13 protein-coding genes and 1 pseudogene are annotated in these 13,332 nt (G+C 56.1%); 12 read left to right on the top strand and 2 right to left on the bottom strand.

From position 1 onward, the window contains the following. Positions 1–9 precede the first annotated feature (9 nt). The 4 genes and pseudogenes from LG52_RS08790 to LG52_RS08775 form a co-directional block, all read left to right on the top strand. Entirely contained in the window at positions 10–861 is an 852-nt protein-coding gene (locus tag LG52_RS08790) for a 3-hydroxyacyl-CoA dehydrogenase family protein (protein ID WP_044731647.1), read from the top strand. A 149-nt stretch (positions 862–1,010) separates the two neighbouring features. Continuing rightward, a complete protein-coding gene (locus LG52_RS08785) occupies positions 1,011–2,162 on the top strand; it encodes a thiolase family protein (protein ID WP_197071984.1) in 1,152 nt (383 codons plus the stop codon). 167 nt (positions 2,163–2,329) lie between these two features. Further along, the gene (locus tag LG52_RS08780) at positions 2,330–2,899 is read left to right on the top strand and encodes a Uma2 family endonuclease (protein ID WP_044731646.1); all 570 of its coding nucleotides are present in this window, start codon (positions 2,330–2,332) and stop codon (positions 2,897–2,899) included. A 98-nt stretch (positions 2,900–2,997) separates the two neighbouring features. Beyond that, positions 2,998–3,672 (top strand): annotated as a pseudogene (locus LG52_RS08775) (DMT family transporter); the annotation flags it as partial. 61 nt (positions 3,673–3,733) lie between these two features. On the opposite strand, the gene LG52_RS08770 reads toward LG52_RS08775, so the two are convergent. Continuing rightward, positions 3,734–4,354 (bottom strand): trimeric intracellular cation channel family protein, encoded by a 621-nt coding sequence (locus tag LG52_RS08770; RefSeq protein ID WP_044731645.1) that lies wholly within the window; start codon positions 4,352–4,354, stop codon positions 3,734–3,736. 158 nt (positions 4,355–4,512) lie between these two features. On the opposite strand from LG52_RS08770, the gene hflX reads away from it, so the two are divergent. From hflX to glnA, 4 genes are all read left to right on the top strand, one after another. Continuing rightward, complete coding sequence (hflX, locus tag LG52_RS08765) at positions 4,513–5,760, top strand: GTPase HflX (protein WP_044731644.1); 1,248 nt, start codon at positions 4,513–4,515, stop codon at positions 5,758–5,760. Positions 5,761–5,773: 13 nt separating this feature from the next. Next, positions 5,774–7,045, top strand: coding sequence for an aminotransferase class I/II-fold pyridoxal phosphate-dependent enzyme (locus LG52_RS08760; RefSeq protein ID WP_044731643.1), 1,272 nt, complete (start codon positions 5,774–5,776; stop codon positions 7,043–7,045). A 76-nt stretch (positions 7,046–7,121) separates the two neighbouring features. Continuing rightward, on the top strand, positions 7,122–7,523 hold the full coding sequence (locus LG52_RS08755) for a MerR family transcriptional regulator (protein ID WP_044731642.1): 402 nt from the start codon (positions 7,122–7,124) through the stop codon (positions 7,521–7,523). A gap of 39 nt (positions 7,524–7,562) precedes the next feature. Next, positions 7,563–8,897, top strand: a complete 1,335-nt coding sequence (gene glnA / locus LG52_RS08750; RefSeq protein ID WP_044731641.1) for a type I glutamate--ammonia ligase — start codon at positions 7,563–7,565, stop codon at positions 8,895–8,897. 63 nt (positions 8,898–8,960) lie between these two features. Here glnA and lexA read toward each other — a convergent pair whose 3' ends face one another. Beyond that, a complete protein-coding gene (lexA, locus tag LG52_RS08745) occupies positions 8,961–9,584 on the bottom strand; it encodes a transcriptional repressor LexA (protein WP_011230827.1) in 624 nt (207 codons plus the stop codon). Positions 9,585–9,736: 152 nt separating this feature from the next. Between lexA and yneA the strand changes: the two genes are divergently transcribed. The 4 genes from yneA (at position 9,737) to tkt (ending at position 13,183) form a co-directional block, all read left to right on the top strand. Next, on the top strand, positions 9,737–10,042 hold the full coding sequence (gene yneA / locus LG52_RS08740) for a cell division suppressor protein YneA (RefSeq protein WP_044731640.1): 306 nt from the start codon (positions 9,737–9,739) through the stop codon (positions 10,040–10,042). 20 nt (positions 10,043–10,062) lie between these two features. Further along, a complete protein-coding gene (locus LG52_RS08735) occupies positions 10,063–10,716 on the top strand; it encodes a YneB family resolvase-like protein (protein ID WP_044731639.1) in 654 nt (217 codons plus the stop codon). 129 nt (positions 10,717–10,845) lie between these two features. Next, positions 10,846–11,076 carry a DUF896 domain-containing protein gene (locus LG52_RS08730; protein ID WP_044731638.1) on the top strand — a complete coding sequence of 77 codons (231 nt, stop codon included), beginning with the start codon at positions 10,846–10,848 and terminating at the stop codon, positions 11,074–11,076. 100 nt (positions 11,077–11,176) lie between these two features. Next, entirely contained in the window at positions 11,177–13,183 is a 2,007-nt protein-coding gene (gene tkt, locus LG52_RS08725) for a transketolase (RefSeq protein ID WP_044731637.1), read from the top strand. Positions 13,184–13,332: the final 149 nt, after the last annotated feature.

Genomic DNA, 13,332 nt, shown 5'->3' with positions numbered 1-13,332 from the left:
GCGAACACCGTGGCAGAAACGATTGCCGTCATCGGCGCCGGGGTGATGGGAAGCGGCATCGCGCAAACGGCGGCGATGGCGGGAAAAACGGTGCATTTGTATGATGTGTCTGAAGCGGCCTTGCAAAACGGGCTCGCTTCGGCGGAAAAAAGCTTGCGCCGCTTTGTCAAAGCCGGCGAGCTGTCCGAGCCGGAGGCAGCGGCAGCACTTGGGCGCATCCGCTCGACCGTCGATTTGGCCGAAGCGGTGCGCGGGGCGGATGTCGTCATCGAAGCAGTGCCGGAAAACTTGGCGCTGAAAAAAGACGTGTTTCAGCGGCTTGATCAACTGGCGAAGCCGAACGCCATTTTGGCGACCAACACATCGGAGTTGAGCGTTACGGCGCTTGCCGCCGCGACCAACCGGCCGGAGAACGTCATCGGCATGCATTGGTTCAATCCGGCGCCAGTGATGAAGTTGATCGAAATTGTGAAAGGTGAGACGACTTCCGACGACACAGTCGACGCCATCCGCCGGCTGTCTGTGGAGCTTGGCAAAGAAACGGTCGTCGTGAAAGACCGGCAAGGGTTTGTGACAACGCGGGCGCTTGCCGCCCATATGATCGAGTGCATCCGCATGTACGAAGAAGGGGTTGCTTCCGCTGAGGATATCGACAAAGCGGTGCGGCTTGGCCTCAATTATCCGATGGGGCCCTTTGAGCTGGCCGACATGGTCGGGCTTGATACGCTCCTGTTTGTGAGCGAAAACATGACGGAAGCGTACGGCGACCGATTCCGGGCGCCGCAGCTTTTGCGCAAGCTCGTCGAAGCCGGGCATTTAGGGCGGAAGACGGGGAAAGGGTTTTATACGTATACAAAATGAACAGGCGCATCTCACAGGCAGAGCAATAAGAGCAGAAACATGCCAATTTGGCAGCGCCCGCGGCTTATCGGTCGGCGGGCGCCATTGGATAAAAGGTGCGGTTTGCACCGTCAAGGCATGGCGATGACAAAAACAACAAGGGGGAGAAAATGGTGCGTGAGGCAGTCATTGTCGAAGCGGTCAGGACGCCGGTCGGCAAGCGGAACGGCGTCTTCCGGGACGTTCATCCGGTCCATTTGGCCGCGGTGGTGCTCGATGAAGTCGTGCGCCGGGCCGGCATCGACAAGCGGGTGGTCGAAGACATCGTCATGGGCTGCGTGACGCCGATCGCCGAACAAGGATACAACATCGGCCGGCTGGCGGCGCTTGAGGCCGGGTTTCCAGTCGAAGTGCCCGCCGTGCAAATCAATCGAATGTGCGGCTCCGGGCAGCAGGCGATCCATTTCGCCGCCCAGGAAATCCGCTCCGGCGATATGGATGTCACGATCGCGGCCGGGGTCGAAAGCATGACGAAAGTGCCGATTTTAAGCGATGGCAACGAGCGGACGATTCCGCCGTCGCTTCATGAAAAATACGAATTCATCCACCAAGGCGTCTCGGCTGAGCGGATCGCCAAAAAATACGGCTTGACGCGCGAAGAGCTTGACGCCTACGCGTACGAAAGCCATCGACGCGCTTTGGCTGCTCAGCGCGAAGGGAAGTTTCGCGCCGAAATCGTCCCGGTGAAAGGGCTTGACCGCGACGGCCGCGAGATGCTCGTCGCCCTTGACGAAGGGCCGCGGGCGGATACATCTCCGGAAGCGCTCGCTTCGCTCAAGCCGGTGTTTCAAGAAGACGGCGTCATCACCGCCGGCAATGCGAGTCAAATGAGCGACGGGGCGGCCGCTGTGCTTTTAATGGAACGGGAGGCGGCGAGGCGGTTCGGGCTGAAGCCGAAAGCGCGCATCGTCGCGCAGACGGTCGTCGGCTCCGACCCGACGTACATGCTTGATGGCGTCATCCCGGCGACGCGGCAAGTGCTGAAAAAAGCGGGCCTCGCGATCGATGACATCGACCTCATTGAAATCAACGAAGCGTTCGCCCCGGTCGTACTTGCCTGGCAAAAGGAAATCGGCGCCCCGCTTTCGAAGGTGAACGTCAACGGCGGCGCCATTGCGCTCGGCCATCCGCTCGGCGCGACCGGTGCGAAGCTCATGACGTCGCTCGTCCATGAACTTGAACGGCGCGGCGGCCGCTATGGGCTATTGACGATTTGCATCGGCCACGGGATGGCGACGGCCGCGATCATCGAGCGGGAGTAAGAGCAAGGCGTGAAAAAAAGCATCTTGACGAAGCATTGGACAGCGGTGGCGGCCAGCAAGCCGCCGGGCCGCTGTTTTTTTCTTTCGTGATGGGAAAATCAAAAATATAGGACAGAGTCGAAGCCGTGTGATAAGATGAAAGAAAACAAAGTGAAAGGGGGAGCGCTGTGCAAAAGGAGAAACCGTTTTACACGTATAGTGATATTGAAAATTGGGAAGGAAATTGGGAACTGATTGATGGTGTTCCATACTTACTGGCTTCTCCTTCGTTTGCGCACCAATATGTTGTTGGACAGCTGCACTTGGCTTTAGCTTCGTATTTCCAAGCGCGCGGCTGCCATGTCATCCTTTCCCCGTTTGACATTCAGCTTGATCCCGAAGAGCCGGAACGGACGGCGAAAACAGTCGTTCAGCCGGATTTATCGGTCGTCTGCCGGACTGAGCAAATCCGCAGCCGTCGACTGAAAGGAGCTCCCGATCTGATTGTTGAGGTTCTGTCGCCAAGCACCGCCTTACGCGATCGAAACCAGAAGTACCATTTATACGAAAAACATGGGGTGCGTGAATATTGGATTGTGGATCCGAGCAACTGGACAGTCGAAGTGTTCAGCCGGCAAGACGGGCGATTTCAACAGCGAGCTGTCTTCGGACCGAGCGATGAACTCGTTTCCTTTTGGCAGCCGGATTTAACCGTTTCGCTCGCCCCGGTGTTTCCTCCGGAAGAAAGCGAAGTGTAATGCGGCTGGCAAAGGTTTTTGTGTCGCTTTGCCAGGGTGGCTTTTGCGAAAAAAGTTGCGGCCTCTAAATAGACAAAAAGCCGAAGGGGATCCATGCCATGAAACAACCCGTTCTCGCTTCCTTGTATTTATCGCTTGCCGCTAGCATTTGGGGCGGGATGTATGTCGTCAGCAAATACGTCCTTGAATTCATCCCGCCATTTACGCTCGTCTGGCTGCGCTACGCCGTCGCCTTAATCGTGCTTGGCGTAATTGCTGTTGTGAAACGGGTGCACCCGCCGAAAAACAGGCGCGATTGGGGTTTAGTCATTGCCATCGGAGCGATCGGCTACGTCGTCTCCATTTCGTTGCAGTTTGTCGGCACGAAATGGTCAAATGCCCATACCGCTTCGCTCATTACCGCCTCGACGCCGACGTTTGTCGTGCTGTTTGCCCGCTGGCTGCTCGGCGAAGCGCTCACATGGAGGAAGCTTGTTGCGTTGTTGTTGGCGACATCCGGGGTGATCGTCATCGTCGGACTTGGAGGCGGCGGGGAATCGACGCTTGCCGGAAATATGGCTTTAGTCGGCGCGGCGGTCACCTGGGCTCTGTTGTCGGTGCTTGTCAAAATGGCGTCGGCCCGCCTGTCCGTGTTTTCGATCACCACGTACGCTATTTTCACTGCGTTTATCGGCATGACGCCGATGATGCTCACCGAAGGGTCGGGGCTTGCTGCGAGCCATTGGAGCGTTCCCGTCGCCCTTGGAGTGTTGTATCTTCATACTATACTGACAATGTCATGCCGATTGATGACGAGCGGTTGTCTCTGACGGTTTTCTCATTGTCCGCCGCTGCTTATGTCTGCCCTTTCGCTTTCTCCCCAACCGCTCGGCGCGGCAGCTTCCAGCCGTACGCGTATGACAAAATGCGCAAAGCGGCCACGGCGATAAACAGCACATACAGCTCAACGGGCGACTCGGCCCATTTCAGCCCGATGGCGAGGCCGGCGAGAATGGCCCAGACGGCGTAAATTTCCGCATGCAGCACAAGCGGCTTCCGTCCGGCGAGCACGTCGCGGATGATGCCGCCGCCGCTTCCGGTCAACACAGCGGCGACGATGACCGCACTTAACGGATGCCCCATTTTGACGGCATACAGCGCTCCTTGGATGGCAAACGCCGACAGCCCGAGGGCGTCAAAAAAGTTGCCCCACCGCTTCCACGGCGGCAGCATTTGCTTCGGAAACAAATACACAACCGTCATCGCCGCCAAAGCGACAAGAAAGAGCGGCCCTTGTTCCCATAACGCCGACACAGGCAACCCGATCAGCAAATTGCGCACCGCCCCGCCGCCAAAGGCGGTGACGATCCCTAAAATGTACACCCCAAGCAAATCGTACTCCTCTTCCATCGCCACGATCGCCCCGCTGATGGCAAACGCGACCGTGCCGATAATGCTCAATACTTCCCAGGTCATTCTTGCTGTTCCTTTCCGTGCGGTGTTCTTGTATCATTGTAGAGGCAAAAGCAGCGGAAAATCAATCGTTTTTTTGGAACGAACTAGCAGACTGTCGGTGAAATTTGGTATCATGGACATAGATAACATGTTCGCCAAAAAGGAAAGGAAGGGATGCCATGAGCCGCGAACAAGCGATTATTGTCGGCTGCCAGCTCGCCGGCGTCGACGATGAACGGTTTCGCTATTCGATGGAAGAGCTCGCTTCGCTCGTTGCCACGGCAAACGGCGAAGTCGCGGCCGAACTCGTGCAAAAGCGCGAGGCGCCGCACCCGGCGACCTATATCGGCAAAGGGAAAACGGAAGAGCTCGCCGCGTTGGTCAAGCAGCTGGAACCGGACGTCGTCATTTTCAACAGCGAGCTCTCTCCAAGCCAAGCGCGCAATTTGACGAGAATGCTTGGCGAGGTGAAAGTGATTGACCGGACGCAGCTCATTTTAGACATTTTTGCAAGGCGTGCCCGTTCAAAAGAAGGAAAGCTGCAAGTCGAGCTCGCCCAGCTGGAGTATATGCTGCCGCGCCTTAGCGGCCAAGGAGAGGCGTTATCCCGCTTGGGCGGCGGCATTGGGACGCGCGGTCCGGGGGAAACGAAGCTGGAGACCGACCGCCGCCATATTCGCCGACGCATTGACGACATTAAAGCTGAGCTGCGGCGCATCGCCGAGCATCGCGGGCGGTACCGCGAGCGCCGGCAAAAAAACCAAGCGTTTCAAGTTGCGCTCGTCGGTTACACGAACGCCGGCAAATCAACGATCTTCAACCGGCTGACCGCCGCGGATTCGTTCGAGGAAAATTTGCTGTTTGCAACGCTTGACCCATTGACGCGCAAATGCGTCTTGCCATGCGGCTACACGGTGCTTGTCACCGATACGGTTGGGTTCATCCAAGACTTGCCGACGACGCTCGTCGCCGCGTTCCGCTCGACGCTTGAGGAAGTGAAAGAGGCCGATTTGTTGCTCCATGTCGTCGATTCGTCGCATCCGGACTACGCCGCGCACGAGCGGACGGTGTCGCGGCTGCTCGCTGAACTAGGGGCTTCTTCCATTCCAATGGTCACGGTGTACAATAAAAGCGATCAAAAAACGCCGGAATTCATTCCGACAACGACTGCTTCCATCGTGATGAGCGCGCTTTCCGCCGTCGACATCGATCGGCTCCGCTATTTTCTTGAAGCGGCGGTGAAACAGCAAATGGCCCGTTACGACGTGTCGATCCCAAGCGGCGAAGGAAAATTGCTTGCCCGGTTAAAAACGGACACGATTTTGCACGAATGGCATTATAATGAGCAAGGGGGCACGTACGACTGCCAAGGGTACGTGCTGCCGACGCACCCGCTGTACGGGGAGCTGCAACCATTCCAACGATAGAAAGGGTTCATCTATGTTTTGGACGCAATGGAAACACGGAGAAACGATCGCTCTTCTCATCGAGGAAATCGAAGCACAAATCGCGCCGATTCACCACCGCATCGATGAACTGGTCGATGTCAACCAATACCGCGTGCTTGAGAGTTTCCGCCGCCATCAAGTGAGCGACGCCCACTTCATCCCGTCGACCGGCTATGGCTATGACGATACCGGCCGCGATACGCTCGACCGCATTTACGCCGACGTCTTCGGCGCCGAAGCAGGCCTTGTACGGCCACAAATCATTTCCGGCACGCACGCGATTGCGATCGCGCTGTTTGGCGTGTTGCGCCCGGGCGATGAATTGCTTTACATCACGGGCGCTCCGTACGATACGCTTGAGGAAATCGTCGGCGTCCGCGGCCGCGGCATCGGTTCGTTGAAAGAATTTCAAATCAGCTACCGGAGCGTGCCGCTTACAGAAGACGGATCAGTCGACTTTCCAACTGTTCGCGAAGCGATCCACGAGCGGACGAAAATGATCGGCATTCAGCGCTCGCGCGGCTATGCGGACCGGCCGTCGTTTACTGTCGAAGAGATTGGCGACATGATTGCATTCGTCAAGTCGATCAAACCGGATGTCGTCGTGTTTGTCGACAATTGCTATGGCGAATTCGTCGAAGAGAAAGAGCCATGCCATGTCGGCGCCGATTTGATGGCCGGCTCGCTCATTAAAAACCCGGGAGGGGGATTGGCGAAAACGGGCGGCTACATTGTCGGCAAGCGGGAATATGTGGAGGCGTGCGCCTATCGGATGACCTCGCCGGGCATTGGAGCGGAAGTCGGTCCGTCGCTTTACAGCTTGCCGGATATGTATCAAGGCTTTTTCCTTGCGCCGCACACCGTGGGCCAGGCGCTCAAGGGGGCGGTTTTTACGGCGGCGATGCTCGAGCGGATCGGACTAACAACCTCGCCATCATGGAAGGCGAAGCGCACGGATTTGGTTCAGTCCGTCCGTTTTGACGATCCGGAACAAATGGTGGCGTTTTGCCAAGCGATTCAGGCTTCCTCCCCAGTCAACGCTCATTTCACTCCGTATCCGAGCGACATGCCCGGCTATGAAGACAAAGTGATCATGGCCGCCGGCACGTTCGTCCAAGGGGCAAGCATGGAGTTGACGGCCGACGGGCCGTTGCGCCCCCCATATGTCGCGTATGTGCAAGGCGGATTGACGTATTCGCATGTGAAAATCGCCGTCTGTTCCGCCATTGAGCGTTTGCTTGAACAGCGGTTGATTTGTTTGTGAGGAAACGTCACGTTTCATTGACTCATTTCCTAACATTATGGTAAAATAAAGGTATCAAAAGCGAGGAGGAATTGGCATGAGCAGCCAAATTCGTCGTTCCATGCCATTGTTTCCGATTGGGATTGTGATGCAGCTGACCGACTTATCGGCCCGGCAAATCCGCTATTATGAAGAACATGGCCTCGTCACGCCGGCGCGTACGGAAGGCAACCGGCGGCTGTTTTCGCTCAATGACATTGACCGCTTGCTCGAGATTAAAGATTTGATCGACCAAGGAGTCAACTTGGCGGGCATTAAGCAAATTTTTGCCGCGCGGGAGGAAGGGCGCCACGGGCAGGCGGAGAAAGTCGAAAAAGCAGGAAAACCGAAGCTGTCGGACGAAGAACTGCGCGAAATTTTGCGGAATGAATTGCTGCAGGCCGGCCGGTTCCAGCGCGCATCGCTTCGCCAGGGAGATCTCGCTCGCTTCTTTCATTAATGACGGAAAATGATTTCCGAGCCGGGGAGGAGTTTGGACATGGCAAAATATACGCGTGACGACATTCTACACATCGTCAAAGAGGAAAATGTCAAGTACATCCGCCTGCAATTCACCGATATTTTGGGCACGATCAAAAACGTCGAAATTCCGATCAGCCAGCTTGAGAAAGCGCTTAACAACAAAATTATGTTTGACGGGTCGTCGATCGAAGGATTTGTCCGCATCGAAGAGTCGGATATGTATTTGTATCCGGACTTGGATACGTTCGTCATTTTCCCGTGGACTTCAGAAAAAGGAAAAGTCGCCCGCTTTATCTGCGACATTTACAATCCGGACGGCACGCCGTTTGAAGGCTGTCCGCGCTACAACTTGAAGCGGATGCTGAAAGAGATGGAGGCGCTCGGCTTCAACGCCTTTAACTTAGGAGCTGAGCCGGAATTCTTCCTCTTCAAGCTTGACGAAAAAGGACACCCGACGATGGAGCTGAACGATCGCGGCGGTTATTTCGATTTGGCGCCGACCGATCTTGGGGAAAACTGCCGGCGCGACATTGTGCTCGAGCTTGAGGAAATGGGGTTTGAAATCGAAGCGTCCCATCATGAAGTCGCTCCGGGCCAGCATGAGATCGATTTTAAATACGCCCATGCGATTAAAGCGTGCGATGACATTCAAACGTTTAAGCTCGTCGTCAAAACGATCGCCCGCAAACACGGATTGCATGCGACCTTTATGCCGAAGCCGATTTTTGGGATCAACGGTTCGGGAATGCATTGCAACCTGTCGCTGTTCCGCAACGGTGAAAACGCCTTTTTCGATCCGAACGGCGACTTGCAGTTGAGCGATACGGCGCGGCAGTTTATCGCCGGCGTGCTGAAGCATGCGCCGAACTTTACGGCGGTGACGAACCCGACCGTCAACTCGTACAAACGGCTTGTTCCGGGCTATGAAGCGCCGTGCTATGTCGCTTGGTCGGCGCGCAACCGCAGCCCGCTCATCCGCATTCCCGCTTCGCGCGGCATGAGCACGCGCATTGAGGTGCGAAGCGTTGACCCGTCGGCCAACCCATACTTGGCCATGGCGGTGCTTTTAGCCGCTGGGCTTGACGGCATTCGCAACAAGCTCACTCCTCCGGCGCCAGTGGATCGAAACATTTACGTCATGACGAAAGAAGAACGGCTCGAAGAAGGCATCGTCGATTTGCCGGCAACGCTGCATGAAGCGTTGGAAAACTTGAAGTCGGATGAAGTGATGGTTCATGCGCTCGGCAAACATTTATTCGAGCATTTCGTCGAGGCGAAAGAAATTGAGTGGGATATGTACCGGACAACGGTTCATCAATGGGAATTGGACCAATATATGGAACTCTACTGATTCATAAAAAAGCTGCCCCGTTTTTTTCAGGGCAGCTTTTTTATGGGCGCAGGCCGGCACGAGTCAGTCGAACAGGCGATAGACGCCGATCACTTTGCCGAGAATCGTGCAGTCCCGGACGATGATCGGCTCAAGATGGGCGTTTTCCGGCTGCAGGCGGATATGATCTTTTTCCTTGAAAAACCGTTTCACTGTCGCCTCGTTGTCTTCCGTCATGGCGACGACGATATCGCCGTTGTTGGCCGATGACTGCTGGCGGACGATGACGTAGTCGCCGTCTAAAATGCCGGCTTCGATCATGCTGTCGCCCATCACCTCAAGCATAAACAGCTGCTCTTCACCGGCGGCGAGCCGCTTCGGCAGCGGAAAGTAGCCTTCGATGTTTTCCACCGCTGTAATGGGCTGGCCGGCCGTCACCTTGCCGATGATCGGCACCGAGATGATCTCCTCTTTTTCTCTCTCCTTGGCCATGTCGTTGTCCAAAATTTCAATGGCGCGCGGCTTCGTCGGGTCGCGGCGGATGTACCCTTTGCTTTCTAGACGCGCAAGATGCCCGTGGACCGTCGAACTTGACGCCAGTCCAACCGCTTCCCCAATTTCCCGCACCGATGGAGGATAGCCTTTTGTTTTTACTTCCTGTTTAATAAACTCTAAAATTTGCTGTTGCCGTTTCGATAGTTTCGTCATTCTTTAACACCTCTCGCCACATCGTTTGCCTTCATTATACCATGCGGAAGATGAAAAAACAAACATAAGTTCGAATTTTTTATTGACACAAACAAATGTTCTTGGCTATAATGAAAGCAAGCGAACAAATATTCTGGAAAAGGGTGGGAGAAATGGGGAAAACGTTGCTGCATTACTTTCTGTTTTCATTTTTGTTTGCGCTCATGCTGGCGGGGTTCGTCTATGCCGGCAGTCCAATTGACAAAAAAGAATACGTGGCAATCACGGTCGCTCCTGGCGACACGCTTTGGGGGCTGGCGAAACAGTACGAGCAGGAGCACAATATGCCGCCTGATGAGTTCATCCGCTGGGTCATGGATGTCAACCATTTGCTGAGCCCGCGCCTTGCCGCCGGTGAACGGATCGTCATTCCTGTGTTAAAATCAAAGCAGGGCGGCTCGGTGGCCGTCAATCAGTGACCGGAAAGAAGGGATGGATCATGAGGGCGGTCATTTACTGCCGCGTCAGCACAGACAAAGCTGAACAGGAAACGTCGCTCGCGAGGCAGCGAGATGAGCTCGAGCGGCTGGCGGCCGAGTGTGGATTGAAAATCGTCAAAGTGATCGCCGAGCAGGCGAGCGGTTATGAAGCCGACCGCGACGGTGTGTTGGAGCTGCTTTCGCTTTGCGAGGAAGGTAAGGTCGATGTGCTGCTCATTCAAGATGAAACGCGGCTTGGGCGCGGCCATGCGCGCATGGCGGTGCTGCATTGCTTGAAAAAGCAAGGGGTGAAAATATACAGCGCCAGCCATCGCGGGGAGATGCCGCTGTCGGAGGCCGATGAGATGGTGTTATCCATCATCGCTATTGTCGAGGAGTACCAAAGAAAAATACATAATGCCAAAATTAAGCGCGGCATGCAGCGAGCCATCGCCCGCGGCTACCGACCGGAGCGGAACTTAAGGCGCCGGGGCGAAAACGCCGGGCGCGACCGAATCGATCTGCCGGTTGAGGAGATCGTCCGCTTGCACGAGCGCGGACTGACGTTTGCTGATATTGCCGCGACGCTGAGAAGCTTTGGCTACGAGGCGTCCAAGGCGACCGTCCATCGCCGTTACCAGGAATATATGGACGAGCAACAAAGGCGGTGTTGATTGTGTGCGGCGCCTGGCCCTAAAGCGGTGAGCGGGCAAAAGGAAGCCAAGATGCGATCGTTGCCATTTTCCTGGTTGATCAGATAAGATAAAACAGAGTGAGAATATGGCAGATAGGAGAGATGATCAATGCTTGCCAAACATAAATTAGCCCGCATCAATGAACTGGCAAAAAAAGCGAAAACCGGCGGCTTGTCGGCCGAGGAGACGCTGGAACAAGCGAAGCTTCGCCGCGAATACATTCAGGCGTTCCGCAAGACGATGACCGATATGCTGCATACAGTGACGGTCATCGACCCAACCGGCAACGACGTGACGCCGAAAAAATTAAAGGAAAGCCAGCGGCGGCGCTTCCATTAAACGATCGAAAGAGGGGCGGCCCGGAAAATAACGTTGTACAAGCCGATCGATTTTCTATATGATAGTAAATGACACCATGTTGATGAAAGGGAGGAAGACGATGGCGCATTCAATCGAGGAGTTGGCGATTACGACGATTCGAACGCTGTCGATTGACGCGATCGAAAAAGCGAAATCTGGGCACCCGGGCATGCCGATGGGCGCGGCGCCGATGGCGTACACGCTTTGGACGAAATTTATGAATCATAACCCGGCGAATCCAAACTGGTTCAACCGCGACCGGTTTGTCTTGTCGGCCGGGCACGGGTCGATGCTGTTGTACAGCTTGCTCCATTTAAGCGGCTACGACGTATCGATGGATGACTTGAAACAATTCCGTCAATGGGGAAGCAAAACGCCGGGCCATCCGGAATACGGCCATACGCCGGGCGTGGAAGCGACGACGGGACCGCTCGGCCAAGGGATTGCGATGGCGGTCGGCATGGCCATGGCGGAACGGCATTTGGCGGCTACATACAACCGCGACGGGTTTGAGATCATCAATCATTATACGTACGCCATTTGCGGCGATGGGGACTTGATGGAAGGGGTGGCGAGCGAAGCTGCGTCACTCGCCGGCCACTTGAAGCTCGGCCGCTTGATCGTTCTGTATGATTCGAACGACATTTCCCTTGACGGCGAGCTTAACTTGTCGTTCTCGGAAAACGTCGCCCAACGTTTCCAAGCGTACGGTTGGCAATATTTGCGCGTTGAGGACGGCAATAACATTGAAGAAATTGCGAAAGCGTTGGAAGAAGCGCGGGCGGACCTCAGCCGACCGACGCTCATTGAAGTAAAAACGACGATTGGCTACGGCGCGCCAAATAAAGCGGGCACGTCCGGCGTCCACGGCGCTCCGCTCGGCGCGGAGGAGGCGAAGCTGACGAAGGAAGCGTACCGTTGGACGTTTGCCGAAGATTTTTATGTACCGGAAGAAGTGTACGCTCACTTCCGGGAAACGGTGCAAGAGCCAGGAGCGAAAAAAGAAGCGGAATGGAACGAACAGTTCGCCGCGTACGAACGGGCGCATCCGGAATTGGCCGCCGAGCTGAAGCGGGCGATTGAAGGGAAGCTTCCGGATGGCTGGGAGGCGGCGCTGCCGGTGTATGAAGCGGGCAAAAGCCTGGCGACCCGCTCATCGTCCGGGGAAGTGCTCAACGCCATCGCCAAAGCGGTGCCGCAGTTTATCGGCGGTTCGGCTGACTTGGCGAGCTCGAATAAAACCTTGATCAAAGGCGGCGGCAACTTCCTGCCGGACAGCTACGAAGGGCGCAACATTTGGTTTGGCGTGCGCGAGTTTGCCATGGGGGCGGCGCTCAATGGCATGGCGCTTCATGGTGGGTTGAAAGTGTTCGGAGGCACGTTCTTCGTGTTCTCTGACTATTTGCGTCCGGCGATTCGCTTGGCGGCGCTCATGGGCTTGCCAGTCACCTACGTCTTGACGCACGACAGCATCGCCGTCGGCGAAGACGGCCCGACGCACGAGCCGGTCGAACATCTCGCTTCGCTTCGGGCGATGCCGAACTTGTCAGTCATCCGACCGGCTGATGCCAATGAAACGGCGGCGGCATGGCGGCTGGCGCTCGAATCGACGGACAAGCCGACTGCGCTTGTCTTGACGCGTCAAGATGTGCCGACGTTGGCGGCAACAGCTGAGTTGGCGTATGAAGGCGTGAAAAAAGGTGCGTACGTCGTTTCACCGGCGAAAAACGGCGCTCCAGAGGCGCTGTTGTTGGCGACTGGTTCGGAAGTCGGCCTGGCCGTGAAAGCGCAAGAAGCGCTCGCTGCTGAGGGCATCCATGTCTCCGTCATCAGCATGCCATCGTGGGACCGTTTCGAAGCGCAGCCAAAATCGTACCGCGATGAAGTGCTTCCGCCGGCCGTGACGAAGCGGCTCGCCATTGAAATGGGCGCGTCGCTCGGTTGGGAGCGCTACGTCGGCGCCGAGGGCGACATTTTGGCCATCGACCGATTCGGTGCTTCCGCTCCGGGAGAGAAAATCATGGCCGAGTATGGCTTTACGGTTGACAACGTCGTCCGCCGCACAAAAGCGCTGCTCGGCAAGTAACCGGGAAAGCTGTCCTTGCGTTGTTGCAGGGGCAGCTTGTTTTTGTGAAAGATGGCTGCGCCTTGGTCAAGTATTTTCGGGGTTGTATCGAGGGCAAAAGCTTGTTCATGACGTGTTGCCTGTTTGCGGCCGCATGGCCGCCGCAAACA

This window comes from Geobacillus kaustophilus, from assembly GCF_000948285.1.
GTDB classification, from domain to species: Bacteria; Bacillota; Bacilli; order Bacillales; family Anoxybacillaceae; genus Geobacillus; species Geobacillus thermoleovorans_A.
Note: the sequence above shows the minus strand (reverse complement) of the source record. Positions and strands in the feature narration are given on the sequence as shown.